22 protein-coding genes are annotated in these 26,370 nt (G+C 73.3%); 15 read left to right on the forward strand and 7 right to left on the reverse strand.

The annotated features are described in order from the left end of the window. The first annotated feature begins 6 nt into the window (after positions 1-6). Both ACWC94_RS12215 and ACWC94_RS12220 read left to right on the forward strand, forming a co-directional pair. Positions 7-663: a response regulator gene (locus tag ACWC94_RS12215; RefSeq protein WP_450796433.1), complete on the forward strand. Its 657-nt coding sequence runs from the start codon at positions 7-9 to the stop codon at positions 661-663. Positions 664-753: 90 nt separating this feature from the next. Continuing rightward, complete coding sequence (locus ACWC94_RS12220; RefSeq protein ID WP_450796434.1) at positions 754-1,908, forward strand: ROK family transcriptional regulator; 1,155 nt, start codon at positions 754-756, stop codon at positions 1,906-1,908. 145 nt (positions 1,909-2,053) lie between these two features. Here the strand turns inward: ACWC94_RS12220 and ACWC94_RS12225 are convergent, their stop codons facing one another. Both ACWC94_RS12225 and ACWC94_RS12230 read right to left on the reverse strand, forming a co-directional pair. Next, positions 2,054-2,815, reverse strand: a complete 762-nt coding sequence (locus tag ACWC94_RS12225) for a GntR family transcriptional regulator (RefSeq protein ID WP_450796435.1) — start codon at positions 2,813-2,815, stop codon at positions 2,054-2,056. A 240-nt stretch (positions 2,816-3,055) separates the two neighbouring features. Continuing rightward, entirely contained in the window at positions 3,056-3,943 is an 888-nt protein-coding gene (locus tag ACWC94_RS12230) for an RNA polymerase sigma-70 factor (RefSeq protein ID WP_450796436.1), read from the reverse strand. Between the two features lie 122 nt (positions 3,944-4,065). On the opposite strand from ACWC94_RS12230, the gene ACWC94_RS12235 reads away from it, so the two are divergent. The 4 genes from ACWC94_RS12235 to ACWC94_RS12250 all read left to right on the forward strand — a co-directional run bounded on the left by ACWC94_RS12235 (position 4,066) and on the right by ACWC94_RS12250 (position 9,146). Further along, entirely contained in the window at positions 4,066-4,719 is a 654-nt protein-coding gene (locus tag ACWC94_RS12235; RefSeq protein ID WP_450796437.1) for an NADPH-dependent F420 reductase, read from the forward strand. A 102-nt stretch (positions 4,720-4,821) separates the two neighbouring features. Further along, positions 4,822-5,691, forward strand: coding sequence for an alpha/beta fold hydrolase (locus ACWC94_RS12240; protein WP_450796438.1), 870 nt, complete (start codon positions 4,822-4,824; stop codon positions 5,689-5,691). Positions 5,692-5,992: 301 nt separating this feature from the next. After that, complete coding sequence (locus ACWC94_RS12245; RefSeq protein ID WP_450796439.1) at positions 5,993-7,576, forward strand: alkaline phosphatase D family protein; 1,584 nt, start codon at positions 5,993-5,995, stop codon at positions 7,574-7,576. A 133-nt stretch (positions 7,577-7,709) separates the two neighbouring features. Then, positions 7,710-9,146, forward strand: a complete 1,437-nt coding sequence (locus ACWC94_RS12250) for a GNAT family N-acetyltransferase (protein ID WP_450796440.1) — start codon at positions 7,710-7,712, stop codon at positions 9,144-9,146. Positions 9,147-9,654: 508 nt separating this feature from the next. On the opposite strand, the gene ACWC94_RS12255 is transcribed toward ACWC94_RS12250, so the two are convergent. Further along, positions 9,655-10,854 (reverse strand): trans-sulfuration enzyme family protein, encoded by a 1,200-nt coding sequence (locus ACWC94_RS12255; RefSeq protein WP_450796441.1) that lies wholly within the window; start codon positions 10,852-10,854, stop codon positions 9,655-9,657. 60 nt (positions 10,855-10,914) lie between these two features. Here ACWC94_RS12255 and ACWC94_RS12260 point away from each other — a divergent pair, with 60 nt between their 5' ends. From ACWC94_RS12260 to ACWC94_RS12285, 6 genes are all read left to right on the forward strand, one after another. After that, positions 10,915-11,400, forward strand: a complete 486-nt coding sequence (locus ACWC94_RS12260) for an Lrp/AsnC family transcriptional regulator (RefSeq protein ID WP_450796442.1) — start codon at positions 10,915-10,917, stop codon at positions 11,398-11,400. A gap of 52 nt (positions 11,401-11,452) precedes the next feature. Beyond that, positions 11,453-13,144 carry a DUF885 domain-containing protein gene (locus ACWC94_RS12265; protein WP_450796443.1) on the forward strand — a complete coding sequence of 564 codons (1,692 nt, stop codon included), beginning with the start codon at positions 11,453-11,455 and terminating at the stop codon, positions 13,142-13,144. A gap of 331 nt (positions 13,145-13,475) precedes the next feature. Further along, on the forward strand, positions 13,476-14,150 hold the full coding sequence (locus ACWC94_RS12270; RefSeq protein ID WP_450796444.1) for a hypothetical protein: 675 nt from the start codon (positions 13,476-13,478) through the stop codon (positions 14,148-14,150). A 145-nt stretch (positions 14,151-14,295) separates the two neighbouring features. Next, positions 14,296-14,541, forward strand: coding sequence for a ferredoxin (locus tag ACWC94_RS12275; RefSeq protein ID WP_450796445.1), 246 nt, complete (start codon positions 14,296-14,298; stop codon positions 14,539-14,541). Then, positions 14,531-15,922 carry an NAD(P)/FAD-dependent oxidoreductase gene (locus tag ACWC94_RS12280; RefSeq protein ID WP_450796446.1) on the forward strand — a complete coding sequence of 464 codons (1,392 nt, stop codon included), beginning with the start codon at positions 14,531-14,533 and terminating at the stop codon, positions 15,920-15,922. The genes ACWC94_RS12275 and ACWC94_RS12280 overlap by 11 nt, the downstream gene beginning before the upstream one ends. A 34-nt stretch (positions 15,923-15,956) precedes the next feature. Then, on the forward strand, positions 15,957-17,183 hold the full coding sequence (locus ACWC94_RS12285) for a cytochrome P450 (protein WP_450796447.1): 1,227 nt from the start codon (positions 15,957-15,959) through the stop codon (positions 17,181-17,183). A gap of 17 nt (positions 17,184-17,200) precedes the next feature. On the opposite strand, the gene ACWC94_RS12290 is transcribed toward ACWC94_RS12285, so the two are convergent. Next, positions 17,201-17,716 carry an immunity 21 family protein gene (locus tag ACWC94_RS12290; protein ID WP_450796448.1) on the reverse strand — a complete coding sequence of 172 codons (516 nt, stop codon included), beginning with the start codon at positions 17,714-17,716 and terminating at the stop codon, positions 17,201-17,203. A 26-nt stretch (positions 17,717-17,742) separates the two neighbouring features. Next, the gene (locus ACWC94_RS12295) at positions 17,743-18,237 is read right to left on the reverse strand and encodes a rhodanese-like domain-containing protein (RefSeq protein WP_450796449.1); all 495 of its coding nucleotides are present in this window, start codon (positions 18,235-18,237) and stop codon (positions 17,743-17,745) included. Between the two features lie 93 nt (positions 18,238-18,330). Here ACWC94_RS12295 and ACWC94_RS12300 point away from each other — a divergent pair, with 93 nt between their 5' ends. The 3 genes from ACWC94_RS12300 (at position 18,331) to ACWC94_RS12310 (ending at position 21,952) form a co-directional block, all read left to right on the forward strand. Beyond that, entirely contained in the window at positions 18,331-18,777 is a 447-nt protein-coding gene (locus tag ACWC94_RS12300) for an Lrp/AsnC family transcriptional regulator (RefSeq protein ID WP_450796450.1), read from the forward strand. A 227-nt stretch (positions 18,778-19,004) separates the two neighbouring features. Beyond that, positions 19,005-20,333, forward strand: a complete 1,329-nt coding sequence (locus tag ACWC94_RS12305) for an alkaline phosphatase family protein (RefSeq protein WP_450796451.1) — start codon at positions 19,005-19,007, stop codon at positions 20,331-20,333. Positions 20,334-20,377: 44 nt separating this feature from the next. Beyond that, positions 20,378-21,952: a S53 family peptidase gene (locus ACWC94_RS12310; protein WP_450796452.1), complete on the forward strand. Its 1,575-nt coding sequence runs from the start codon at positions 20,378-20,380 to the stop codon at positions 21,950-21,952. A gap of 21 nt (positions 21,953-21,973) precedes the next feature. Here the strand turns inward: ACWC94_RS12310 and ACWC94_RS12315 are convergent, their stop codons facing one another. Continuing rightward, a complete protein-coding gene (locus tag ACWC94_RS12315) occupies positions 21,974-24,973 on the reverse strand; it encodes an AAA family ATPase (protein ID WP_450796453.1) in 3,000 nt (999 codons plus the stop codon). Then, on the reverse strand, positions 24,970-26,133 hold the full coding sequence (locus tag ACWC94_RS12320; protein WP_450796454.1) for an exonuclease SbcCD subunit D: 1,164 nt from the start codon (positions 26,131-26,133) through the stop codon (positions 24,970-24,972). Before ACWC94_RS12320 ends, ACWC94_RS12315 begins: the two co-directional genes overlap by 4 nt. Positions 26,134-26,370 lie beyond the last annotated feature (237 nt).

The following is a 26,370-nucleotide window of genomic DNA, read 5'->3' on the forward strand; positions in this document are numbered from 1 at the left end:
GGCCGGATGCCGGTCACCGTACTCCTCGTCGACGACGAACCCCTGGTCCGCGCCGGTCTGCGGGCCGTGCTGGAGGCGCAGCCCGACATCGAGGTGGTGGGCGAGGCCGCCGACGGGGCCGCGGTCGTGCCGCTGGTGCGGCAGCTGCGCCCGGACGTCGTCGCCATGGACGTCCGCATGCCCTTGCTGGACGGCATCGAGGCCACGCGCGTGGTGCTGCGCACGGTGGCCGAACCACCGAAGATCCTCGTGGTGACGACCTTCGAGGACGACGAGTACGTGTACGAGGCCCTGCGCGCGGGCGCCGACGGGTTCCTGCTGAAGCGGGCCCGCCCGGCCGAGATCGTGCACGCGGTACGGCTGGTAGCGGCGGGCGAGTCACTGCTGTTCCCGGCCTCCGTACGACGTCTCGCCGCCCGGTACGGCGACGGCGACCGGCCGGCGCGTGCCGCGCTGGAGCGGGCCCGGCTGACCGAGCGGGAGGCGGAGGTGCTGCGGCTGATGGCGCGCGGGCTGTCGAACGCGGAGATCGCGGCGCGGCTGGTCGTGGGCACGGAGACGGTGAAGTCGCATGTGAGCGCCGTGCTCACCAAGCTCGGCGCGCGCGACCGCACCCAGGCGGTGATCGCGGCGTACGAGTCGGGGTTCGTCGAGCCGGGGTGAGCCGCTCCTGATGCGGAACCCGGCACTCGCCGGGGTGCGCCGGGCCGAGTACGATCCGCCCAACACGCGCGCGAGCTGGGAGGACGGACGGTGGGGCAGCTGACCGGCGGCGATCCCTCGCTGCTGCGGAGGATCAATTCCGCGGTGGTGCTGCACGCGCTGCGTGCCACGGACTGCGCGACGCTCACCGAGATCACCCGGGTCACCGGACTGTCCCGGCCGACGGTGGAGGGGGTCGTCGAAGGGCTCATCGACGGCGGGCTCGTCGTGGAGACGGCGGCCGACGAGAGCACCGCGCGCCGTCAGGGGCGGCCGGCGCGCCGGTTCCGGTTCCGGGCCGAGGCGGGGCATCTGCTGGGCCTGGAGATCGGGCCGCACCGGGTCGCCGCGCTGCTGTCCGGCTTGGACGGCCGGGTACTGGGCGCGCAGGCCAAGGAGGTCGACGAGACGGCCACGGCGGACGAGCGGCTGGAGAGGCTGCGTGGCGCGGTCGCCGAGCTGCTGCGGCGCGCCGGGGTGGCACGCGGCTCACTGCGGGCCGTGGGCGTGGGCACCCCGGGGATCGTGGAGGCCGACGGCACGGTGCGGCTGGGCACGGCGCTGCCGCAGTGGACGGGACTGAGGCTGGGTGAGCGGCTCAGCCGTTCCTTCAAGTGCCCGGTGCTGGTGGAGAACGACGCCAACGCGGCGGCCGTCGCCGAGCACTGGAAGGGCGCGGCGGCCGAGTCGGACGACGTGGTGTTCGTGCTGGCCGGGCTGAGCCCGGGGGCGGGTGCGCTGATCGGCGGTCGGCTGCACCGCGGCTACGGCGGGGCGGCCGGGGAGATCGGCGCGCTGCATCTGCTGGGCCGGGAGGTGACTCCGGAGACGCTGCTGTCCACCACCGGCGAGCCGCTGCACCCGCTGGACGAGCAGGCGGTCGCCGAGGTGTTCGCGCTGGCCCGTCAGGGCGACCAGCGGGCGGGGGCCGCCGTGGAGCGGTTCATCCAGCGGCTCGTGCACGACGTGGCCGCGCTGGTGCTGGCGCTCGATCCGGAGCTGGTCGTGATCGGCGGCTGGGCGGCCGGCCTCGACGGCGTCCTGGAGCCGTTGCGCCGCGAACTGGCCCGCTACTGCCTGCGGCCGCCTCGGGTGGCGCTGTCCGTGTTGGGTGAGGCGGCCGTGGCCACGGGGGCGCTGCGCTTGGCTTTGGACCATGTCGAGGAGCAGTTGTTCGCCGTGGACGGAGCGGTGACCCGGCGCTGAGCCTCTCCGTGCCGGGCGCGGGTGGTCCTGCCGGCGCGGCGCCGCGCCGGCTGGTCGCGCCGGCGCGGCGGAGCCGCACATCTGCTACAGCCCCGCGCCCCTGAGGGACCCGCTCCTGCGGGGGCGTCCAGGAGGTACCCGGTGATCAGGAAGCCTGGCGCTGGGGGCCGTGGTGTATTTCCACTCCCGGTGTGTCACCGAAGGTCAGTCGGCAGGTGTCGGCGCGGTACGTCGCCACGGAGAGGGCTGCCGTGCGGCCCTCGGCGAAGAAGCGGGTGGTGACGACCAGGACGGGGGAGCCGGGGAGCCGGTCGAGTTCCTTGGCGTCGTCCGCGCGGGCGGAGCCCAGCTCGACGGCGCGGTCCTGGCCCTCGAGCGTCAGGTGCTGGAGTTCGCGCAGCACCGCACGCGCGCGTGCCGCGCCGGACGGGGCGTCGATCGCGCTGAGGTCGGGCACCGCGGCCGCCGGGACGTAGAGCAGTTCGGTGGCGACCGGCTGGCCGTGGGACATCCGGGAGCGGCGCACCGTGTGGACGGGCTCGTCCGCGCCGGTCTCCAGGGCCGTGGCGACGGCCGCGGGGGGCACCGCCTGGTCGCAGTCGAGGGGCTGCCAGGCGTCCGAGGGGGCGCCCGGCCAGGCGTGCTGCTCGATGCCGACGGCCACGCCCACGCGCGGAGGTGCGACGGTCGTACCGACGCCCCGGCGGCGCTGCAGCCGGCCTTCCAGCTCCAGCTGTTCGAGGGCCTGGCGGAGCGTGGCGCGGGCCACGCCGAAGCGGGCGGCGAGGTCGCGCTCGTTGGGCAGGATCTCGCCGACCGAGAACTCGGAGTCCAGTGCCTCGGTCAGCACGGTCTTGAGATGCCAGTACTTCGGTTCCGGCACCGATTCCAGCTGCGTGGTCCCCACCCTGTCCTCCGCAAGAGCCGTGGTCCGGCGGTTTTTAGCGCCCTTGTTTATTAAAGGTTGTTGCACTTCTCTGCGACCATAGGGCGGCCTTCACCCTTGGTCAAGACCAATCCTGGATCCCTTGGGCACCCTTCAGCCGGCCTGCCGCGGAGCGTTCACGAGGCGTTCGTACGCGCCGGTGTGTGTGACATCGCGGCAAAGCCCCCGTCGCAGGACGGGGGCTCACGGGGCGTGCGGGGTTCAGATGTCGGCGAGGTGCCGCAGCTTGTCCGGGTTGCGGACGACGTACACGGTCGTGACGCGGCCGTCGGCGACGTCCACCTGGACCAGGCTGTCGGGCTTGCCGCCGGACAGGACCAGCAGCGCCGGGCCGCCGTTGGACTCCAGGAACCGGTACGACAGGGCCGCCTGCGGCTGCTGCCGTGCGACGCCGATGAGGAAGCGGCCGACCTTGTCGGCGGTGTGCAGGATGCGCACCGGCGCCTTGGCCTTGCCGCCGCTGTCGCCGACCAGGCGGACGTCCGGGGCGAGCAGGGACATGAGCCCGTCCAGGTCACCGCCGCCCGCTGCGGTGAGGAAACGTTCGGTCAGTTCGCGCCGCTGGGCGGGGTCGACCTCGTAGCGCGGCCGCCGTTCGTCGACGTGCCGGCGCGCCCGCCCGGCGAGTTGCCGTACCGCCGTCTCGGCGCGGTCGAGCAGGACGGCGATCTCGGCGTACGGGTAGCCGAACGCCTCCCTGAGCACGAAGACGGCCCGCTCCAGCGGCGACAGCGACTCCATGACGACCAGGACGGCGAGGGAGACGCTGTCGGCCAGCAGGGCCTGGTCCGCCGCGTCCGGGGCGGCGTCCGCGAACTCGGTGAGATACGGCTCCGGGAGCCAGGGCCCGACGTACGCCTCACCGCGCGCCTGCACCTGGCGCAGTCGGTCGATGGCCAGGCGGGTGGTGACGCGCACCAGGTAGGCGCGGGGTTCGCGGACCTCCGCCCGGTCGGTGCGGGACCAGCGCAGCCAGGCGTCCTGGACCACGTCCTCGGCGTCGGCCACCCGGCCGAGCATGCGGTAGGCGACCCCCGTCAGCAGGGGGCGGTGCGCTTCGAAGAGGTCGGTCGCGGCGTCGGTGGTCACCGCCCCATCCCATCCGACACGCGGCGGGTGTGTCCACCCGGAATCGGCCCGTCCGGCACCGGTCCGGATCACAATGACCGCGGACCGCCGGGGGTCGGCGGCCGGCGACCTGGAGGTGGCCTATGCGGTACGCGGTGCTGGGCACGGGCGAGGTGGGCCGCACACTGGGCGGCAGGCTGGTGGAGCTGGGGCACGAGGTGACCCTCGGTTCCCGCGTCAAGGACAACCCGGTGGCGCTGGAGTGGGCCACGGCAGCGGCGGAGCGCGCCCGCGCGGGCACGTTCGCGGAGGCCGCCGCCGCGGCCGAGGTGGTCATCAACGCGGTGGGCGGCCGGGTGGCGCTCGACGCCCTGCGGGCGGCCGGGGCGGAACACCTCGACGGCAAGGTCGTGGTGGACGTCTCCAACCCCCTGGCCTTCGAGGACGGCCAGGCGCGTCTGGACCCGGTGGAGTCGGACAGCGTCGGCGAGCAGATCCAGCGGGCCTTCCCGCACGCGCGCGTGGTGAAGGCGCTGAACACGGTCAACTGCCAGGTGATGGTGGATCCGGGGCGGGTGCCGGGAGGACACCACCTGTTCGTGTGCGGCGAGGACGCCGGGGCCAAGCGGCAGGTGACGGGCCTGCTCGGGGAGTTCGGATGGCCTGCGCAGCGGGTGGTGGACCTGGGCGGGATCCGCGCGGCGCGGGCGATGGAGATGTATCTGCCGCTGTGGCTGACCATGATGCGGCAGTTCGGCACCGCGGACTTCAACATCGAGGTGCGCCGGGCGGATTGACGGCCGGGGAGCGAGATGTACGCCGACCGGGGGCTACCAGCCGGTAGCAATTGCTGACAAGCTGTCTACGGCGTCCGTCAGTACCCAGCCGAGGAGCACCCCATGTCCGCCACCGTCTCCTTCAAGGTCCCCACTCCCCACGGCCCGAAGGACGTGGCCGTGTCCTACGCGCGCGTGGGACACGGTGAACCGCTGGTCCTGCTGCACGGCATCGGCCATCACCGGCAGGCCTGGGACCCGGTCGTGGACATCCTCGCCACCGAGCGCGACGTGATCGCCGTCGACCTGCCGGGCTTCGGCGCGTCCCCGGCGCTGCCGGACGGCCTCGCCTACGACCTGCCGACCACCAACTCCGTCCTCGGCGCCCTGTTCGACACGCTGGAGCTGGACCGCCCGCACGTCGCGGGCAACTCGCTGGGCGGCCTGCTCGCCCTGGAGCTCGGCCGGGAGAAGCTCGTACGCTCCGTCACGGCGCTCTCCCCCGCCGGGTTCTGGACACAGGCCGAGCGCCGGTACGCCTTCTCGGTACTGCTCGCGATGCGGGGCATCGCCCAGCGGCTACCGCTGCCGCTGGTGGAGCGGCTCTCGCGCACCGCGGCCGGCCGCACCGCGCTGACGAGCACCATCTACGCCCGCCCCGCGCGCCGCGCCCCTGAGGCCGTGGTCGCCGAGACACTCGCGCTGGTGGGCGCCCCCGGGTTCCAGGCGACACTGCGGGCGGGTGCCGCGGTGCAGTTCACCGACGCTCTGCCGGGCCTGCCGGTCACGGTGGCCTGGGGCAGCCGGGACCGGCTCCTGGTCCGCCGTCAGGGCGTACGGGCCAAGCAGCTGATCCCGCACGCCCGGCTGGTGCGGCTGCCCGGCTGCGGACACTGCCCGATGAACGACGACCCGGCGCTGGTCGCGCGGGTCATCCTGGACGGCAGCACAGCCGCACAACCGGCCTGTGGCGGCCGGGCTTCGGGCCACTGAAGGGCGTGGCGGTACGGCGGGTACGGCCACCGGCGTCGATCCCCGCACGGACGACGCCGGCGCGCTGTGCGGGCGGGCGTGGAGTCGGAGGATCCTTCCGGCGCGCCGGGCATCACGTGCCCCCACTCGGCGCGCACCGGCACGGTCCGCCCCGCTCCCGCGGGCCGTGCCAGGCCATGGCGCCCCGCCCGGCGACTCCGCCCCAAGGCCCGTTGTTCACTCGGGGTTTCCGTGCGCGCCGCAGCGTCCCAGTAGGTGTGGCTCTGCACACTGGCCGGACCCCGTCCTTGGAGGCGCAGCCATGTCAGACCGTCCGTTCCCCGGCCGCCGCAGCGTTCTGCGCGGCTCCCTCGCCGCGTCGGCGGCGCTCACCCTGCCCGTCGGCCTCGGCGCGGCCCCGGCGTTCGCCCGCTCCGGGCGTCCCCAGGCGGGCTGGGGCGTGCAGGCGGGCGATGTGACCTGCGACTCGGGCCTGGTGTGGGTGCGTTCGGACCGGCCGGCCCGGATGATCGTGGAGACCTCGGCCACCGAGTCGTTCCGCGACGCACGCAGATGGCACGGCCCGCTGCTGGGCTCCGGCACGGACTTCACCGGCACCACCCGGCTGCACGGCCTGCCGTCGGGCGAGCAGATCCACTACCGCGTACTGCTCGCCGACCCGGACGACCCGCGCCGTACCGGCGAGCCGGTCACCGGAACCTTCCGTACCGCGCCCGCCCGGCGCCGCCAGGGCGTGCGGTTCGTCTGGTCCGGCGACCTGGCCGGGCAGGGCTGGGGCATCAACGAGTCCATCGGCGGCTACCGCATCTTCGACGCCATGGCCAAGGTCGACCCGGACTTCTTCCTGTGCAGCGGCGACAACATCTACGCCGACGGACCGATCGCGGCGACCGCGGCCCTGCCCGGCGGCGGTGTGTACCGGAACGTCACCACCGAGGAGAAGTCGCACGTCGCGACCACCCTGGACGACTACCGCGGCAACTTCCGCTACAACCTGCTGGACCCGGCGCTGCGCCGGTTCAACGCGCAGGTGCCGAACATCGTCCAGTGGGACGACCACGAGGTCCGCAACAACTGGTACCCGGGCGAGGTCATCGGCACCGGCACCCCCTACCCGGCCGGCACGAAGCTCGACGACCTGGCGCTGCGCTCGCGGCAGGCGTTCTCCGAGTACTTCCCGATCTCGACCCTCAGCGCGCGCCCGGACGGCCGGATCTACCGGGTCGTCCACCACGGTCCGCTGCTCGACGTGTTCGTGCTCGACATGCGCACCTACCGCAACGCGAACTCCCCCGACGACCAGACCACGGACCCGGTGGGCATCCTCGGCCGCGAGCAGCTGGAGTGGCTCAAGCGGGAACTCGCCAAGTCCCGCGCGGTGTGGAAGGTGATCGCCAACGACATGCCGCTCGGCCTGGTCGTACCCGACCCGGTGGAGGGCAAGCCCGACTTCGAGGCCGTGGCGCAGGGCGACCCGGGTGCGCCGCTCGGCCGTGAGCTGCAGATCGCCGAGCTGCTGCGCTTCATCAAGCACCGGCGGATCACCGGCACGGTGTGGCTGACGGCCGACGTGCACCACACCTCCGCCCAGCACTACGACCCGTCGCGGGCCGCGTTCAAGGACTTCGAGCCGTTCTGGGAGTTCGTCTCCGGACCGCTCAACGCCGGCGCCTTCCCGGCCAACGCCCTGGACGGCACCTTCGGCCCGGACCGGGTGTTCGTCAAGGCACCCACCACGGCCAACGTGTCTCCGGCCGAGGGATACCAGTTCTTCGGCGAGGTCGACATCGACGGCGACAACGGCGCGTTGACGGTGCGGCTGCGCGAGTACGACGGCAGCGTGCTGTTCACCCGGACACTCCAGCCGGGCCGGGTCGGTCAGTAGGGACCCGGGCGGTACGGGGCGACCCGACCGTGAAAAATCCAGCAAAAGGGACGGAGCATGCTTTACTCATCGGTCACAAACCGTTCGTGATCACGCAACACCCTTCCTTCACAGTGGCTGCATGACTGGAGACATGTCGAATGTGACCCGGGTGAAGCACGGACGCCCCGTGCACCACTGGCGGCGGGACCTCGTGGAGCTCGCCGCCCTGTTCACGGCCGTCGCGGTCGCCGACGCGGTGGCGAACCTGGTCGGGCACGGCCCCGACGGTCCCGCGCTGCTGGTGATCTCGGCGCTCGCACTGGCCGCGACGGCCGGCTTCCACACCTGGTGGGCACGGCGCCACGGACACGCACCGCCGACCGGTGATACCGGTGCCCGGCCGGCCGCCGAGACGCGGTCGGCCGGGCCCTCGGCGCAGCCCGACGAGGCCGCGGACGACGTGGCCGGCACCGGCACGCTGTGGCGGATGCGGACGACGGTGAAGGACGAGCCGGGCTCCCTGGCGGCGCTGTGCACGGCGCTGGCCGAGCGGCGCGTCGACATCCTGAGCCTCCAGACGCACCCGCTGGCCGACGGCACCGTGGACGAGTTCCTGCTGCGGGCGCCCGGCGCGCTGGCGGCGGCCGGGATCTCCCGGGCGGTCGCACTGGCCGGCGGCACGTCCACCTGGATCGAGCGGGCCGACGCCCACGACCTGGTCGACGCCCCCACCCGGGTCCTCGGGCTGGCCGCGCGCACCGCACTGGACGCCGCCGAACTGCCGCTCGCACTGCGGCAGTTGCTGGGCCGGTGCACGATCCGCTCGCTGCCCGGGACACCGGTCGGCGGTGGCCGCGGGCCGGAGCCTGTACCGGTCGAGGGCGTGCTGCAGGACACCGTACTGCGGCTGCCGACGCCGGACGGCGGGGTGCTCACCGTGGAGCGGCCGTATCTGCCGTTCACGCCGACCGAGTTCGCCCGGGCCCGGGCGCTGGTGGAGCTGGACAACCGGCTCGGGCCGCGGATCCCGCGCGGCAAGGACGTGCTGACGCTGCCGGAGGGCAGCGACATCACCGTCCGCCGCGTCGACACCGGAGACCTGAGCGCCGCCAAGGCGATGCACGAGCGGTGCTCGCCGCGCACCCTCGGGCTGCGCTACCACGGCCCGGTCGGCGACGCGGACCGCTATCTGAACCACCTGCTCAGTCCCCGTTTCGGCCGGACGCTGGCCGCGCAGACCGCCTCCGGACGCATCGTCGGCCTCGGGCATCTGCTCTGGGACGGCGACGAGACCGAGGTCGCGCTGCTGGTCGAGGACGACTGGCAGCAGCGCGGCATCGGCGGCGAGCTGCTCGACCGGCTGGTGGCGATGGCCGTGGAGGCCGGCTGCGAGAGCGTGTACGCCGTGACGCAGGCGTCCAACACCGGCATGGTCGCCGCGATGCGCGGCCTCGGGCTGCCCCTGGACTACCAGATCGAGGAGGGCACACTGGTCATCACGGCCCGCCTGGACAGCTCCCCGGTCGGGCAGCGCTCGCCGTATGACACCGGCCTGCGCCACGTCGGCGACCCGGCCAAGCGCGACTGACCCAGACCGGCCGTGGCCCGCCCCCGTCCCCCACGCCTGGCCCGGCACCGGCGGTCGGGCCAGACCGCGACACGAAGCGGGACCCGGACCGCGTTCGGCAGCCCGGGGCGGGGCCTGCGGGGCGGGGCCGGCAGTCCGGAGCGGGGCCAGTGGTCCGGGGCAAGGCCAGCGGTCCGGCGGGCCGGTCCGGCGGCGGGCTGGTGATCCCGGGCGAGGCCGGTGATCCCAGGCGGCACCGGTCATCCCGAGCGAGGCCGGTGATCCCAGACGGGGCCAGTGATCCCAGCGGCATCGGTGGTCCCGGACAGCGCCGGTGACCCCGGACCGCACCGGCAATCCCGGACAGGGCCGATGCCCCCGGACGGCACCGGCAATCCCAGACGGCACCGGTGATCCCCAAGGTCTCCATGAAGGCAGCCGGCCATGGGTCCGCCGCGACGGCGCTCAGCCACGGTGGTGGTGTCCGGCGGTGCCGAACCGGGCGCAGCCCGCGCCCGGCCGCGACCGCTCAGCGCACCGCTTCCCGCAGCGGCACCGGCGTCCGGGCCGGCTCCCCCAACGCCTGGTCGAGGTCCGCCCACAGGTCGTCCACGTCCTCCAGTCCCACCGACAGCCGCAGCAGCCGGTCGCTCACACCCGCCCCGCGCCGGTCGTCGGCGTCGACGATGCGGTGGCTGATGGAGGCGGGGTGCTGGATGAGTGTGTCGACGCTGCCGAGGCTCACCGCAGGGGTGACGAGCCGGACACGGGAGATCACCTCGTGCGGGTCGTCGTGCACCTCGAAGGCGATCATCGCGCCGCCGATGCGCGGATAGTGGACGCGAGCCACACGCGGGTCGGCGGCGAGGCGGCGGACCAGTTCGGCGGCGTTCGCCGAGGCGGCCCGCACCCGGACCGGGAGCGTGGACAGTCCCCTCAGCAGCAGATAGCCGGCCAGCGGATGGAGCACACCGCCGGTGGCGAACCGTATCTGCCGCAGCCGGCCCGCGAACTCCTCGTCGCAGGCGACGACCCCGGCCAGCACATCGCCGTGCCCGCCGAGGTACTTGGTGGCGCTGTGCAGCACCATGCGGGCGCCGTGCTCGGCCGGGCGTTGCAGCACGGGGGTGGCGAAGGTGTTGTCGGCGAGCAGCGGTACCGAGCCGCAGGCGTGCGCGACGGCCCGCAGGTCGACCTCGGCGAGGGTCGGGTTGGCCGGGGACTCGACCATCACGAGCCCCGTGTCCGGGCGCAGCGCGTCGGTGATGCCGGCCGGGTCGGTCCAGGTGACCTCGGTGCCGAGCAGCCCGGCGGTGAGCAGGTGGTCGCTGCAGCCGTACAGGGGCCGTACGGCCACCACATGGCGCAGGCCCAGGGCGGACCGGGCGAGCAGGACCGCGCTGAGCGCCGCCATGCCGCTGGCGAAGGCGACCGCGGACTCGGTGCCCTCCAGACGGGCCAGTGCGGTCTCGAAGCGGGCCACGGTCGGGTTGCCGAGACGGCCGTAGATCGGCGGACCGTCCGGGTCGGCGCCGTCGGTGGCGAAGGAGTCGATGCGGGCGGCCTCACCACGGCTGTCGTGGGAGGGGTAGGTGGTGGACAGGTCGATCGGCGGGGCGTGCAGGCCCTGGCGGGCGAGATCGTCGCGGCCGGCGTGCACGGCTTCTGTGGCCAGGGCTCTCGATGCGGTGCGTACGTCGTCGTAGGCACCGGTGCTCGCTGTGTCCATGGGCGGAAGGGTGAACATCGAACGGTTCTCGGAATTCGAACACCGTGCTACGTTCGGCCAATGGCCGAATCTGTCGTACTGGATCCGGTGGATCTCCTTCTGCTGCGGCTGCTGCAGAACGACGCCCGGACCACCTACCGCGATCTCGCCGCGCAGGTGGGCGTGGCCCCCTCGACCTGCCTGGACCGGATCACCCGGCTGCGCCGCTCGGGCGTGATCCTCGGCCATCAGCTGCGACTCGATCCGGCCAAACTCGGGCGCGGACTCCAGGCGCTGCTGTCGGTCCAGGTGCGGCCGCACCGGCGGGAGCTGGTGGGACCGTTCGTGGAACGGATCCGGGCGCTGCCGGAGGCACGGACGGTGTTCCATCTGACCGGGCCGGACGACTATCTGGTGCATGTGGCCGTCGCGGACATGGCGGATCTGCAGCGACTGGTGCTCGACGAGTTCACGGCACGGCGCGAGGTGGCCCGGGTGGAGACCCGGTTGATCTTCCAGCAGTGGGAGTGCGGACCACTGCTGCCTCCCGGCCACGCCCAGAGCTGAATCCCCCCGAACGTGGGTGACGCGGTGATCCCCCGCGTACGAGGATGGCCGCATGTCTGAGACCAAGAGCCCGCTGCCCCGTGAAGTGGCCGACGCGTACGTGGACGGCCTCATCGCCCTCGACCCGGTGACCGGTACCTACCTCGGTGTGAAGGAGAGTTCGCGTCGGCTGCCCGACTACTCGCCCGCGGGCCAGGAGGCCCTCGCGGAGCTGGCCCGGGCCACCCTCGCCGAGCTGGCCGAGGCGGAGCGGCAGCCCGGTGCGGACAGTGACGTGGAGCGGCGCTGCGGGCGGCTGCTGCGGGAGCGGCTGACCGCCGAACTCGCCGTGCACGACGCGCAGGAACACCTGCGCGCGATCGGCAACATGAGCACGCCCGGCCACGCGGTGCGGGACGTCTTCACGATCACCCCGGCGCAGACGGAGGAGGACTGGGCGGCCATAGCCGAGCGGCTGCGCGCGGTGCCGGGCGCGCTCGCGGGCTACCGCGAGTCGCTGCAACTGGGCCTGGACCGCAAGCTGTTCGCCGCTCCGCGGCCGACCGCGACGTACATCGAGCAGCTCACCGAGTGGACGGACACCGACGGCGAGGGCCGCGGCTGGTTCGAGGACTTCGCCGCGGCGGGGCCCGAGGCGCTGCGCACCGAGCTGGACGAGGCGGCCCGCGCCGCGACCGGCGCCCTGGTGGAGCTGCGGGACTGGCTGCGGGACGTGTACGCGCCGGTGATCGAGGACGCCCCGAACACGGTGGGCCGCGAACGGTACGCGCGCTGGTCCCGCTACTTCAACGGCACCGATCTGGATCTGGACGAGGCGTACGCGTACGGCTGGTCGGAGTTCCACCGGATCCTCGGCGAGATGAAGCAGGAGGCGGAGAAGATCCTGCCCGGTGCCGGGACGCCGTGGGTGGCGCTCGCGCACCTCGACGAGCACGGCCGGCACATCGAGGGCGTGGACGAGGTCCGTGCGTGGCTGCAGGGCCTGATGGACAAGGCCATCGAGGACCTGGACGGCACCCACTTCGAGCTCGCCGAGCGGGTGCGGAAGGTGGAGTCGTGCATCGCCCCGCCCGGCGGCGCGGCGGCCCCCTACTACACGGCACCGACGGAGGACTTCTCCCGTCCCGGCCGCACCTGGCTGCCCACGATGGGCCAGACCCGCTTCCCGGTCTACGACCTCGTCTCGACCTGGTACCACGAGGGCGTGCCCGGCCACCACCTGCAGCTCGCGCAGTGGGCGCACGTCGCGCGGAACCTCTCCCGCTACCAGGCGACGGTCGGCGGGGTGAGCGCCAACGCCGAGGGCTGGGCGCTGTACGCGGAACGGCTGATGGACGAGCTGGGCTACCTCACGGACCCCGAGGAGCGGCTCGGCTACCTGGACGCGCAGATGATGAGGGCGGCCCGGGTGATCGTGGACATCGGCATGCACCTGGAGCTGGAGATCCCCGCCGACTCGCCGTTCCACCCCGGGGAGCGGTGGACGCCGGAGCTGGCGCAGGAGTTCTTCGCCGCGCACAGCAGCCGGCCGGCGGACTTCGTGGAGAGCGAGCTGACCCGGTACCTGACGATTCCGGGCCAGGCGATCGGCTACAAGCTCGGTGAGCGGGCATGGCTGCTGGGCCGGGAGAAGGCGCGCGAGCGGCACGGCGACGCGTTCGACCTGAAGGCCTGGCACATGGCGGCGCTGTCGCAGGGTTCGCTGGGGCTGGACGACCTGGTGGACGAGCTGGCCCGGCTCTGACCGCCCGGCGCCGAGCACGGCTGCCGGAACGTGACGGCCCGGAGCTCCGGGAGGTGACGCCCGGAGCTCCGGGGCGGGCACGGCCGTGTGGGGCCCCGGTCCGGCCCGACCGCGGGCCGCCCCGCCGTGCCCACTGCGGGGGCGAGCGCACCGGGTCCCCGGTCTCCGGTCGGCCCCGGCCCGGCCCCGGCCCCGGCCCCGGCCGTGAGCATCCTGGTGCCGGGCCGTGCCGCCGGACGCCACCCTCGGCCGTACGGCTGTCCCCCGGTGGCGCGGGAGACGGGGCGGCGGCTAGCTGGTGCCGGAGGCGACGCGGAGGAGGCGGGCCGGTATGCGGCAGGGGCAGCGGCAGAAGGTGCTGGAGACACCGCGGGTCGCGGGACTGGCGGGAGTGGTGTTCGCGCTGCTGCTCGCGGCGGCGATCGTCCTGCTCCGGCTGGGCATCCCCGAAGGGCCCGACGTGGTCACCGCCGGGGGGTCCACGGTCTCCTGGCGCCGTGACGCGCTGCGTACCGCCCTCATGCTGGTGCCGTTCGCGGGCATCTTCTTCCTGTGGTTCGTCGGCGCGGTACGGGCGCACGTCGGCGCGACCGAGGACAGGTTCCTCACCACCGTCCTCCTCGGCAGCGGAATCGTGTTCACCGCCACGATGTTCGGTGCCGCCGCGGCCGCGCAGGCCGTCCTCGCGGTCGGACACCCCACCATCAAGGCGCCGGACCTGCCCGCCTGGAACTTCGGCCGTCATTTCGCGTACACCCTGATGACGGAGTACGCCACGCGGATCGCGGCTGTCTTCGTCTCCTCCATGTCGGTGATCGGCCACCACCTGGGGGTCCTGCCCCGCTGGCTCACGGTCCTGGGCTTCCTGACCGCCCTCACGCTGCTCTTCGTCGCGTCCCATGTCCCCTGGTCGGAGCTGGTCTTCCCCGCGTGGTCGCTGCTGATCAGCATGTACGTCGTCCTGGCGAGCGGCCGCGCCGCGGCCCGTACCACGGCGCCCCCGTGAGGGCCGGCAGCCCGAACGGGGTTGCCCGACAGGCGAGGTCGCTCCACCCCGCTCATGCTGGCAGACGGGACATGACCGCCGTCCGGGGCTGCCGCGCGAGACGGCCGGCACCACCGGACCTGGCCACCGGAAGGGCGGAGCGTCGATGAGGCTCGTCGTCGATCTCAACAAATGCCAGGGGTACGCCCAGTGCGCGTTCCTCGCTCCCGATGTCTTCGCCATGCACGGCGATGAGTCACTGGTCTACAACCCGCACGCACCGGAGGAGCAGCGGGAGCGGCTGGCCCGCGCCGTCGCCGCCTGCCCGGTCCAGGCGATCACGGCGGACGGTCTGGACGGCGCCGGGGCCGGGTCCGGGGCCGGGTCCGGGGAGGCTTCCGATGACCGCTGACCCTGTGGACCGGCTCAGGCGTGAGGGCCGTATCGTCGTCGTGGGCGCCTCGCTGGCGGGTCTGCGGGCCGCCGAGACGTTGCGCGCCGAGGGCTTCACCGGTGAGCTGACCCTGATCGGTGACGAGCCGTACGAGCCGTACGACCGGCCGCCCCTGTCCAAGTCCGTCCTGCTGGGCATGGCGTCCCCGCACCACACCGAGCTGCCGCACCGCCGGGAGATCGACGCCAAGTGGCGGCTCGGTGTCCCGGCGACCGGTCTGGACCTGACGGCCAAGCGGGTCCGGCTGGCCGACGGGGACGAGGTGGAGTACGACCGGCTCCTCATCGCGACCGGCGTCCGCGCCCGGCCCTGGCCGAAGGAGGAGGAGGCCCGGCTGGACGGCGTCTGCCTGCTGCGCACGCGGGACGACGCCGCCGATCTGTACCGCCGGCTGAAGGCGGGGCCGCGCCGGGTGTTCGTCATCGGTGCGGGCTTCGCCGGTTCGGAGGTCGCGTCGGCCTGCCGGGAGATGGGCCTGCCCGTCACCGTGGCGGAGCGCGCGGGTGCGCCGCTGGTGGGCGCCCTCGGCGGGGTGATCGGCGCGGTCGCGGCCGACCTGCAGACCGAGAACGGCGTGGATCTGCGCACCCGCGTCACGGTGACGGGACTGGAGGGCGACGCGGCCGGCCGGGTGCGGGCGGTGCACCTGTCCGACGAGAGCACCGTCGAGGCGGATGTCGTGGTCGTTTCGCTGGGGTCGGTGCGCAACACCGACTGGCTGACCGGATCGGGGCTGGGCGCCGGGCCCCGGGGCATCGCCTGTGACGCGGGCTGTCGCGCCTTCGACTTCCGGGGCATCGTCACCGACGACGTGTTCGTCGCGGGTGACGTGGCCCGCTCCCCGCACGCCCTGTTCGGCTACCAGTTCCTCTCGCTGGAGCACTGGGGCAACGCCGTCGCCCAGGCGGAGACGGCCGCGCACAACATGATCTGCCACGGCGCCGACCGGCGCCCGCACCTGTGGATGCCCGCCTTCTGGTCGTCGATGTTCGGCGTGAACATCAAGTCGGTCGGCGTGCCGCCCATGGGCGACCAGATCATGATCACGCAGGGTTCGCTGGCCGAGCGCCGGTTCGTCGGCGTCTACGGCCACCAGGGCCGGATCGTGGCGGCCGTGACCTTCGACAACACCCGGTGGCTGGAGTTCTACCAGCGGCAGATCGAGCGGGGTGCGCCGTTCCCGGTGGACTTCCCGACGGTGGACCGGCGTCCCGAGGGCCGACAGCCGGTGGACGCCGACTTCCCCGACCCGTCCCTGCCGACCCACGGCCCCATGGTGACCCTCAGCGGCTACTCACCGGCCGACCAGCAGCTGCTCTTCCACCCCGCCCGCCACTGACCGCCGCCCGGGCCCGACGTCTCAAGGACCTGTCATGCCGCACGCCTCGATGTTGCGCCAGATCACCGACTTCGCCCATCGCGCCGACCCGTATCCGATCTACGAGGAACTCCGCAGGACACCGGTGCTCCACGAGGAGGACGGCCCCTACGTCATCAGCTCGTACTACGACATCGAGGCCCTCCTGCACGACCCGAGGATCAGCTCCGACGCCGCCAACGTGACCGCCACCGGTGACGAGGAACTCTCCGGCTCGGAGGGAACGGGGCTGCCCCCGAGTTTCATCCGGCTCGACCCGCCGGAGCACGACCGGCTGCGGAGGATCGCCAACAGCTCCTTCGGGCCACCGCACCGGCCGCGCCGGATCGAGAACATGCGGGGCGAGCTGGGTGAGATCGTCACCGGGTTGATGGACGGCTTCGGGGACGCGCGGCAGATCGACGTGGTCGACCAGTTCGCGTACCCCTTCCCGGTGACCGTGATCTGCCGGCTGCTCGGGGTGCCGCGCGAGGACGAGCCCCGCTTCCGTGCCTGGGTCGACCCGATCGTCGCAGGCCTGGACCCCGACACCCGCACGAGCGCCGAGGCCGAGCGGACCGCGCAGGAGGCCCGGCTGCAGCTCGGCATGTACCTGAACGGGCTGGTGGAGCAGCGCGCCAGGGAGCCCCGCGACGACATGCTCTCCGACCTGGTGAACAGTCAGGGGCCGGACGGTGCCATGACGACGATGGAAGTGCTCAGTACCGCGGTGCTGCTCCTCATCGCGGGCCACGAGACGACCGTCAACCTCATCACCAACGGGATGCTCACGCTGCTGCGCCACCCGGAGGTCCTGGAGCGGCTGCGCAACGACCCGGGCCTGTCGGTGCGGATCGTGGAGGAGCTGCTGCGCTACGAGCCCCCGGTGCAGATCGTGCCGCAGCGCACCTGTCTCGCCGACATCGAGCTGCGCGGGGTCGTCATCCCCAAGGGGTCACGCATCTGGCTGATGCTGGCCGCGGGCAACCGCGACCCCGAACGGTTCAAGGATCCCGAGCGCTTCGACCCGGACCGCGAGGACATCCAGCACCTGGGGTTCGGCAGCGGCATCCACAGCTGCTTCGGCGCCCCGCTGGCCCGGCTGGAGGCCCAGATCGCCCTGTCCGAACTGGCCCGGCGGCTGGAGAATCCCCGTCTGGTCGAGGATCCGCCGCCCTACCGGCGCAACGCGGTGCTGCGCGGCCCCCGGCATCTGAACGTCGCCTTCGACGGCCTGCGTTGACCGGGCCGGCGGTCCGGTCAGTGGCCGAGCCGTCTGAGCTGCACCAGGCCGACCCAGGTCTCGGGGCCGGGCTGGACGTACGCGGCGCGCACCGCGTACGAGCCCGGCTCCAGGTCGATCCGTACATGCTCCTGGCTCGGCGCATGACCGCCCGGCCAGGCCGAGTCGAACAGCAGCACCGGGCCGGGCACCCGCCAGTGCACCTCGCTCCCCCAGGCCGCCGCATCGAGGGCGGCGGGGACGGTGGCGAGCAGTTCGGCCTCGGAGTTCGCGGCGGACCACCGGACGAAGGTGGCGTGGTCCGGGAGGTAGGAGGTGGAGGCGGGTTCGTCGCCGAGCACCAGGGCCGCGCTGTCGCCGACCGGGAGGAGGCCGACGTATCCGTCGACCTCGCACGCCCGGTCGTAGTCGGTGTCGAGTTCCTCGCTGTCGGCGCCCGCCCAGAACGGCAGCACCGTCTCCGGGACGGCTATCAGCGGGCCGCCGCCCGATTCCACCCACTCCAGCGCGCCTGGATCCGCGTATCGAGCCATGGGCAGAGAACCTACACGGGCGGGGGTCAGCAGCCGCACTCGCCTTCGACGGGGGCCGTCAGCGGATCGGCGGCGCGGCGCGCCGGGCCCTGCCAGGTCTCGTAGGCGAAGCCCTCGCGCGCCCAGTACTCGAAGCCGCCCAGCATCTCCTTGACCTGGTAGCCGAGTTCGGCGAGGGCGAGGGCGGCGCGGGTGGCGCCGTTGCAGCCGGGTCCCCAGCAGTAGGTCACCACCGGCACGGACGGGTCGAGGAGCTGCTCGGCCTGCTCGGGGACGAGCGCGGTGGGCAGGTGGATCGCGCCGGGGAGGTGGCCCTGGTCCCAGGACCCGGTGGAGCGGGTGTCCACGACGACGAAGCCGGGGTCGCCGCCGGCCGCGAGCGCGGCGGCCACGTCGGAGACGTCGGCGTGGAAGGCCAGGCTCGCCCGGAAGTGGGCGGCGGCCTCGGCGGGCGCGGCGGGGGCGACGCGCAGGACGGGGTTCTCGGAGGTCACGGCGTTCTCAGCCGGCTTGGTGATCATGTCGGGAAATCTACGGCCCGCGCCCGGCTCCCTGAAGTGGGAATCCACGGCGCCCCCTTGCCCACGCCGGGATTTCCCTGCTATCCCTCCGGGATGACCGTGTATTCCCCGGACGCCACCGACTGGCGCATTCTCGAGGTCCTCCAGCGGGACGGACGGGCCAGCTACGCCGAGCTGGCACGCGCCGTCTCCATGTCGCCGAGCGCGGTCACCGAACGGGTCCGCCGGCTGGAGGAGGCCGGGGTGATCCAGGGGTACGCGGCGGTCGTCGACGCCGAGCGGCTCGGACTGCCGATCCTGGCGTTCGTACGGCTGCGGTACCCGAACGGCAACTACAGACCGTTCCACGACCTGGTGGCCGCGACGCCCGAGATCCTGGAGGCGCACCATGTGACGGGCGACGACTGCTTCGTCATCAAGGTCGCCGCACGGTCCATGGCGCATCTGGAGGGGATCTCCGGGAAGATCGGCGCGCTGGGCTCGGTGACCACCAGTGTCGTGTACTCCTCCCCGCTGCCCCGGCGACCGCTCGGACACTGACCGTCAGCACCGATGCACAGCACCCCGCGATGTGCAATTCCACCGGGATGCGCGGGCGACCAGATGGTGAAATGCTGTCGGTGAGAAGCGGATTCGCCGTGACCGGCAGCGGAATCCCGCCCGACGCCCCCAGCGGCCGCACCTTCGCAGCTGCCCACTGAGGCCCGCCGGCCCGTGGCAGCGACGCCCTCTCCTTGCCTGCCATCGGTTCCGTCCGGAGGCTTCCCATGCCTGACTCCACACACCTGGACCAGATCGACCACCTGGTGGTCCTGATGCTGGAGAACCGCTCGTTCGACCACATGCTGGGATTCCTGTACACCGACGACGGAAACCGGTCGAAGTCCGGCGCGCCGTACGAGGGACTGACCGGCGGCGAGTCCAACCCCGATGACAACGGCACAGACGTCACCGTGTTCCGGATCGACCCGGCCGTTCCGGGTGCGTACTTCATGCCCGGCGCCAACCCCGGAGAGGGCTATCGGGCCACCAACCACCAGGTGTTCGGCACCGCCACCCCCGCCGCGGGGCAGAAAGCGACCAACAACGGCTTCGTCACCGACTTCGCCTTTGCCCTCAAACGCCACCAGCAGCGGCACGATTCGGTGTATCCCGGCACAACCACCGCTGACATCATGGGGTGTTTCACCCCGCAGGGACTGCCGGTGCTGTCCGGTCTGGCCCGCGGTTACGCGGTGTGCGACCACTGGTACAGCTCGGTGCCCACCGAGACTCTGCCCAACCGGGCGTTCACGCTGGCCGGAACGAGTCAGGGCCACATGGACGACCACACGCACACCTTCACCACGCCCAGCATCTTCGGCGAGCTCTCCCGCAGCAACGTCGAGTGGACCGTCTACGGCTACCACGCCCAGCCGCTCACCCGCGGTGACTTCCCCGACATCGCCAGTGCCGACGAGACGCACTTCGGCCAGTTCATCGACTTCAAGCAGGCCGCTGCCCAAGGTACCCTGCCGGCCTTCGTGTTCCTCGAGCCCGCCTGGTCGCCCACGGGCAACAGTCAGCACCCCAACTACGACGTGGCTCTCGGCGAGCAGCTGATCCACGACGTGTACTACGCGTTGCGCAGCGGTCCCGACTGGGCCGGGACGCTGCTCGTCGTCACCTATGACGAACACGGCGGCTGTTACGACCACGTGCCGCCGCCCTCGGACGCGCAGCCGCCCGACCGGGCGGTGGGCGAGTTCGGCTTCGACTTCACACGCTTCGGCGTGCGCGTGCCCACCGTGTTGGTGTCCCCGCTGATCGAGGCCGGCACCGTCTTCCGGGTCGCCAACGGATCCACGCCCCTGGATCACACGTCGTTGCTCAAGACCGTGGAGGAACGCTGGGGACTGGACTCGCTGACCGCTCGTGACCGGAACGCCCCTGGCATCGGCGCCGTTCTCACGCTCGGCCGGCCGCGGGACGACGACCCGCTCGACGGCGTCATCGTCCCCACCTCCATCGGGGTCAACCCGGCCCGCGGCGAGACCTCCCACCTCGAGCAGGTACACGAGGACCTCGTCGCGCGCCGGCTCATCCCGCCGACCTGAGCCGCGTCACCCACCCGTACCGTGACCGCAAGGACAAGATCGTCATGACGCTACGGAAAGTACCCCTGCACGGCAGCGAACGCGCTCCTTCCCCTGGCGCCGAGCGGATCGAAGACGTACCCGACACCCAGAGCATCGACCTCACCCTCTACTTGCGCCGACGCACCGGGCTGCCGAAGGAGTACGTCGACACGCTGCGCACCCTCACGCCGGAAGACCTGTCCGACCAGTACGGAGCGGACCCGGACGACGTCGCCCAGGTGCGGCGCGTCGCCGAACGGCACGGCCTGCGGACGGAGACCGACCTGGCCGGCCGCCGGATCTTCCTGTCGGGAACGCTGGGCCGGCTGCGCGAGGTGATCGATCCGGGCGCGCTGGAGTACGCCAGCACCGCCGATCCTCGCACCGGGCGGCCCGTGCGCCACCGGCACCGGACCGGTGTGCTGCACATCCCCGCCGAGTGGGAGGGCATCGTCACCGGCGTCCTCGGGTTCGACGACCGCCCACAGGCCCGTCCCCACCTCCGCCTGCACGACCGGGCCCACGCGGGCCACTCGTACACCCCGCCCCAGCTCGCCGATGTCTACCGCTTCCCCAAGGACGCCGACGGTGCGGGCCAGAGCCTGGCGATCCTCGAGCTGGGCGGCGGGTTCACCCAGCAGGACCTCGACGCGTACTTCACCGGCCTGGGCATCACCCCCACGCCGACGGTCCGGGCCCGTGGCATCCACGGTGCCCGCAACGCACCCGAGGGGGATCCCGACGGCCCCGACGGAGAAGTCCTGCTGGACATCGACGTCGCCGGCGCCCTGGCGCCCCGCGCCCAGCAGACCGTCTACTTCGCGCCCAACAACGACCGGGCCTTCGCCGACGCCCTGATCACCGCGGTCCACGCCACCCCCACTCCCACGGCCGTGAGCATCAGCTGGGGCAAGAGCGAGGACTCCTGGACCGATCAGAACCGCAATGTGTTCGAGCAGGCTCTCGCCGACGCGGCCGCTCTCGGTGTCACCGTGTGCGCCGCCACCGGAGACGAGGGCAGCGGCGACGGGGTACACGACGGTCGGCCGCACGCCGACTTCCCCGCCTCCAGCCCGCTCACGCTCGCCTGCGGTGGCACCCGCCTGGATGCCGACACCCACACCGGCGAGATCACGTCCGAAGTGGTCTGGCACACCAACGACGCGGGCACCGGGGGCGGCTTCAGCGACGTCTTCCAACGGCCCGCATGGCAGGTCAACGCGGTCACGGGCGGCAACGGCCAGGGACGCGGCATCCCCGACGTCTCCGCCAACGCCGATCCCGCCAGCGGATACCTGGTCCGTGTCGACGGCCAACCCGAGGTCATCGGTGGCACAAGCGCCGTGGCACCCCTGTGGGCCGCCCTCGTGTGCCGCCTCGCCCAGGGCCTCGGCCGGCCTCTCGGGCTGCTCCAACCCCTCGTCTACCAGGGCGTGGCGACCCATACGCCTGCCCCCGGCTTCCACGACGTCACCGAGGGGAACAACGGCTCCTACAAGGCCGAGGTCGGCTGGGACGCCTGCACCGGCCTGGGCACGCCCGACGGAAGAGAGCTCCTGCAGCGGCTGAGGTCCGTCGTGGGGACGTCGCACCCCTGACCGGCACGACGGACTGCAGGTTCACGACCCGTCCACGCCCCGCTGGAGCAGCGTGGAGCCCGCTCTCGCCTTCACGACCTCCAGCTGGGCGTGGATGCGGCGGCGCAGGTCGGCGACGTGGCTGACGATGCCGACGCTGCGGTCGCGTTCGCGCAGGGAGTCGAGGACGTCGAGGACCTCGTCGAGCGTCTGGTCGTCGAGGCTGCCGAAGCCCTCGTCGATGAACAACGTGTCGAGGCGGACGCCGCCGGCCTCGTCGGTGACGACGTCCGCGAGGCCGAGGGCGAGGGCGAGCGAGGCGAAGAAGGTCTCGCCGCCGGACAGGGTGGCGGTGTCGCGTTCGCGTCCGGTCCAGGCGTCGACCACGTGCAGCCCGAGTCCGCTGCGACCGCGTCCGGTCCGGTCGTCGGAGTGGACGAGGGTGTAGCGGCCCGACGACATGCGCTGCAGCCGTGCGGTCGCGGCGGCGGCCACCTGCTCCAGGCGGGCCGCCAGCACATACGACTCCAGGCGCATCTTGCGTTCGTTGTCGGCGGAGGTGCCCGCGGTGAGGGAGGCGAGCCGGGCCACCCGGTCGTACTCCGCGCGGAGCGGGGCGAGCCCTCGTACCGCCGCGGTGGCGCGCGCGGAGAGACGGTCGAGCTCGGCGCAGCAGCGGGCCGCCGCGTCGCGCGCGGACGCCGCCTCGCGCAGCCGGTGTTCGGCCGTGGCCGCCGCACGCTCGGCCGTGGCCGGGTCGGCGGGCGGGCGCCGGGCGGCGGCCGCGGTGTCGGCCTCCGCCAGCGCCGCGCGTACGGCGGCCTCCTCCGTCTGCCAGGCGTCCAGGCGGTGCTGCAGCTCGCGGTGGGCTACGGGGTCCAGGAGGGCGTCGGCCGCGGCCTGCGGGGTGTCGAATCCGGCCCGGTAGGCGGCGTCGGCGAGGCGGGCGTCGGCGTCCTTCAGACGCTGGGCGGTGTCCTCGGCGGTGCGCGCGGCGTCGGCGGCGTCGGTGAGCAGCGCCACCTGCCGCTCCAGCTGTGCGGCGCGCGCGGCCACGCTGCCCGAGCCGCCGCGGGCCGTCACCAACTCCTTCTCCAGCTGGGCCTGTTCGCGTTCCAGGGTCTCGCGCCGGGTGAGCCGGGAGGCGGCCCGTACGGCGGCCTGCTGGCGGTCGGCGAGGCGCTGCTCACGCTCGTGCTCGGCGCGCCGCAGTTCCTCGTGGGCGGCGTGCAGCGCGGAGGCGTCGCGGCGGGCGCGGGCGTACTCCTGCTCGAACTCGGCCGCCGACGCCTCGAGTTGCGCGGTGGGCTGGTCGCCTGCCTCGGCGGTGGCGGCGGCCAGGGCCTCGCGGACGACGCCGAGGCGCCGTTGGTCCTCGGTGTGCCGGGCGTCGGCCTGCTGCCAGGCCTGGTGGGCCCGGTCCTCGGTCTCGCGGTCGACGTGGCCTTCGACCTTGCGGGCCGGAGCGGGGTGCGCGGTGGCTCCACAGACGGCGCAGGGTTCGCCGTCGGTGAGGTGGGCGGCCAGCTCGGCGGCGATGCCGTTCAGGCGCTGTTCCTTGAGGTCGAGCCAGTGGGCGCGGGCGTCGAGGGCGCGCTGCTCGGCGGCACGCGCGCGCTGCCGGGCCTGTTCCAGGTCCGCGGCCAGCCGGTCCCTGGTGCGGGCCGCGTCGAGGCGCCTGCGCATCGGTTCCCGCTGGACGGCGAGCTGTTCGGCGCGGGTGGCGGCCTCCTGCGCGCGGTCCACGCGGGACTGCAGTGCCGTGCGGGTGGTGTCCCACTCGGCGAGCCAGGCGTCGGCCTCCCGGAGCACGTCCTCGTCGGCGTGCTCCTGGCGGTCGAGCCCGGACCGCTCCTCGGCCAGCTCGGTGAGTCGCCGCTCGGCGCGCCGGGCCGCGTCGAGGCCGCCCAGTTCCTCGGCGGCGCGGCGGGCGGCGGAGGCGAGTCCGCCCGGGCCCGCGTCGGTGCAGGAGTCGGGGAGCAGGCCACGCGCGCGTGCCTCGGCCCGGGCCGCCCTGCGGTGCTCCTCCTCGGCCGCCTCGCGCAGTTCCAGCGCGGGCGCGACCGCCTCCGCCTTGCGGGCCCGTTCCATGCGCTGCTGGGCCTCGCGGTGGGCTCCGGCCCGCTCCTGGAGCCGCTCGGCGCGCTGCCGGGCTTCGGCGAACCGGCGCTGCAGGCGGGCGAGTTCACGCACGTCCTCCAGGGCGTTCCGGGTGTCGGCGTGGGCGGACTCGGCGGCGGCGAGGCGGCAGTGGGCGACGGCCAGGCGTTCACGGGCGGTGGCTCGGGCGACGGCGGCGGCGCCGAGCACGGCCTCGGCGAGGCCCGGATCGCCGGGGGCCAGCTCCGGCAGCTCCATGGCGTCGCCGGCCTCCTGCTGCATGCGGTGGGCGTCGGCGAGCAGGGCCGCGTCGCCCTCACGCACGCGTGCCTCGGTGGCGCGGCGGCGTTCGGCGAGGCGCTTCTCGACGTCGGCGAACCGCTGGGTGTCGAAGAGGCGGCCCAGCAGCCGGCCGCGCGCCTCGGCGTCGGCGCGCAGGAACCGGGCGAAGTCACCCTGGGGCAGCAGCACGACCTGGCAGAACTGCTCGCGGCTCATGCCGAGCAGCTGGGTGATCTCCTCGCCGATCTCCTGGTGGGAACGGCTGCGGTCCTGCCAGGCGCCGGCCGTGGCGTCGTACTCGCGCAGCCAGGTCTGGGCCTTGTCGACGGTCGTGCCGGTGCCGCGCAGTTTGCGCCGCTCCCAGGGCGGCTGCCGGGTGATCTCCAGGCGGCGGCCGGCGACGGTGAGGTCGAGGCGGACCTCGGTGCGGGTGCGCGGCTCGGCGTGGTCGCTGCGCAGGTGCATGCCCTGGCCGCTCTGCCGGGCGCCGGGGACGGAGCCGTACAGGGCGTAGCAGACGGCGTCCAGGACGGAGGTCTTGCCGGCGCCCGTCGGGCCGTGCAGCAGGAACAGTCCGGCGGCGGACAGGGCGTCGAAGTCGATGCTCTGGGAGCCGCCGAAGGGCCCGAAGGCGGTGATGTCGAGCTGGTGCAGCCTCACCGGGCCACCTCCCGCACGGCGGCGTCGGCGCGCACGGCGTCGAACGCCTCCCGGAGGACGGCGGCCTCCCGCTCGTCGGGCCCGGCGCCGCGTACATGGGCGACGAAGTCCCGGGCGATCTCCTGGTCGCTGCGGCCCGCGAGGCGCCGGGCGTACGACACCTGGGGGTCGTCCGGGGCGCGCTCGGGGGCGAAGACCAGGCTGAGGGTGTGCGGGAAGCGCTCGGTGAGCCGGGCCATGGGGTCGGCGGGCCGGACCGCGTCGGTGAGGGTGACCTCGGCCCAGGCGTCCTCGTGGCGGGCCAGCTCCGGGTCGGCGAGCAGGTCCTCCAGGGTGCCGCGGAGGCGGGCCAGCGGGCGGGGCACCGGACAGTCGAGGCGCTCCGCGGTCACGGAGCCGTCGGCGGCCAGGTCGACGAGCCACATGCTCTTGCGGTGGCCGGCCTCGGAGAAGGAGTAGGCGAGCGGCGAGCCGGAGTAGCGCACGCGTTCGGTGATGGTCTGGCAGCCGTGCAGATGTCCGAGTGCGACGTAGTCGACACCGTCGAAGACCCCGGCGGGTACGGCGGAGACCCCGCCGACGGTGATGTCCCGCTCGCTGTCGCTGGTCCGGCCGCCGGTGACGAAGGCGTGGGCGAGGACGACCGAGCGGGTGCCCGGCGTCCGGGTGGCGAGGTCGGCGCGGACGCGGTCCATGGCGGCGGCCAGCACGGCCTCGTGGCCGGCCTTCTCCACCCCGAACTCGTCCTTCACCAGGGCCGGTTCGAGGTAGGGCAGGCCGTAGAAGGCGACGTCGCCGTGGGTGTCGGCCAGCACGACCGGGGTACCGGCGGCGGACGGCTCGGTGCGCAGGTGGATGCCGGCGCGGTCGATGAGTCCGGCGCCCACGCCGAGGCGGCGGGCCGAGTCGTGGTTGCCGGAGATCATCACCGTGGGCACGCCGAGGTCCGCGAGGCGGTGCAGGGCGTCGTCGAACAGCTCGACCGCGGCGAGCGGGGGCACCGCGCGGTCGTACACATCGCCCGACACGACCACCGCGTCCACGTCGCGCTCGCGCACGGTGGTGACGAGGTGCCCGATGAACTCGGCCTGCGCCCCGAGCATGCTCACCCGGTGGAAGGCCCGGCCGAGGTGCCAGTCGGACGTGTGCAGCAATCTCATGAAATCGCCCTGAACTGCACGTTTACCCCTACTGCGCCTCAAAAACCAGCACGAACCAGCACGGGCTCGCCATCAACGCTCGCCACGCTAACGCATGTGGCCCCCTGATCCACCCCGCACCTCAGATCACCCAGGAAATCGAAAGTCGGTGTCCAGTGCCGCCGGACCCGCGCCAGATCGCCCACGCCGAACGACGGATGTGGTGGAACCCGCTGATCGAGACTGCCGCCGAAACCT

The sequence above is a fragment of the Streptomyces sp. NPDC001135 genome, assembly GCF_053598395.1.

What these genes read in the sequence shown, in the direction of transcription:
- ACWC94_RS12245 (WP_450796439.1), top strand. Translation starts at nt 5,993, where the DNA reads ATGTCAGACCGTCCGTTCCCCGGCCGCCGCAGCGTTCTGCGCGGCTCC.
- ACWC94_RS12295 (WP_450796449.1), bottom strand. Translation starts at nt 18,237, where the DNA reads ATGATCACCAAGCCGGCTGAGAACGCCGTGACCTCCGAGAACCCCGTC.
- ACWC94_RS12215 (WP_450796433.1), top strand. Translation starts at nt 7, where the DNA reads ATGCCGGTCACCGTACTCCTCGTCGACGACGAACCCCTGGTCCGCGCC.
- ACWC94_RS12270 (WP_450796444.1), top strand. Translation starts at nt 13,476, where the DNA reads ATGCGGCAGGGGCAGCGGCAGAAGGTGCTGGAGACACCGCGGGTCGCG.
- ACWC94_RS12285 (WP_450796447.1), top strand. Translation starts at nt 15,957, where the DNA reads ATGCCGCACGCCTCGATGTTGCGCCAGATCACCGACTTCGCCCATCGC.
- ACWC94_RS12240 (WP_450796438.1), top strand. Translation starts at nt 4,822, where the DNA reads ATGTCCGCCACCGTCTCCTTCAAGGTCCCCACTCCCCACGGCCCGAAG.
- ACWC94_RS12305 (WP_450796451.1), top strand. Translation starts at nt 19,005, where the DNA reads ATGCCTGACTCCACACACCTGGACCAGATCGACCACCTGGTGGTCCTG.
- ACWC94_RS12250 (WP_450796440.1), top strand. Translation starts at nt 7,710, where the DNA reads ATGTCGAATGTGACCCGGGTGAAGCACGGACGCCCCGTGCACCACTGG.
- ACWC94_RS12275 (WP_450796445.1), top strand. Translation starts at nt 14,296, where the DNA reads ATGAGGCTCGTCGTCGATCTCAACAAATGCCAGGGGTACGCCCAGTGC.
- ACWC94_RS12265 (WP_450796443.1), top strand. Translation starts at nt 11,453, where the DNA reads ATGTCTGAGACCAAGAGCCCGCTGCCCCGTGAAGTGGCCGACGCGTAC.
- ACWC94_RS12290 (WP_450796448.1), bottom strand. Translation starts at nt 17,716, where the DNA reads ATGGCTCGATACGCGGATCCAGGCGCGCTGGAGTGGGTGGAATCGGGC.
- ACWC94_RS12310 (WP_450796452.1), top strand. Translation starts at nt 20,378, where the DNA reads ATGACGCTACGGAAAGTACCCCTGCACGGCAGCGAACGCGCTCCTTCC.
- ACWC94_RS12300 (WP_450796450.1), top strand. Translation starts at nt 18,331, where the DNA reads ATGACCGTGTATTCCCCGGACGCCACCGACTGGCGCATTCTCGAGGTC.
- ACWC94_RS12260 (WP_450796442.1), top strand. Translation starts at nt 10,915, where the DNA reads ATGGCCGAATCTGTCGTACTGGATCCGGTGGATCTCCTTCTGCTGCGG.
- ACWC94_RS12255 (WP_450796441.1), bottom strand. Translation starts at nt 10,854, where the DNA reads ATGGACACAGCGAGCACCGGTGCCTACGACGACGTACGCACCGCATCG.
- ACWC94_RS12235 (WP_450796437.1), top strand. Translation starts at nt 4,066, where the DNA reads ATGCGGTACGCGGTGCTGGGCACGGGCGAGGTGGGCCGCACACTGGGC.
- ACWC94_RS12320 (WP_450796454.1), bottom strand. Translation starts at nt 26,133, where the DNA reads ATGAGATTGCTGCACACGTCCGACTGGCACCTCGGCCGGGCCTTCCAC.
- ACWC94_RS12280 (WP_450796446.1), top strand. Translation starts at nt 14,531, where the DNA reads ATGACCGCTGACCCTGTGGACCGGCTCAGGCGTGAGGGCCGTATCGTC.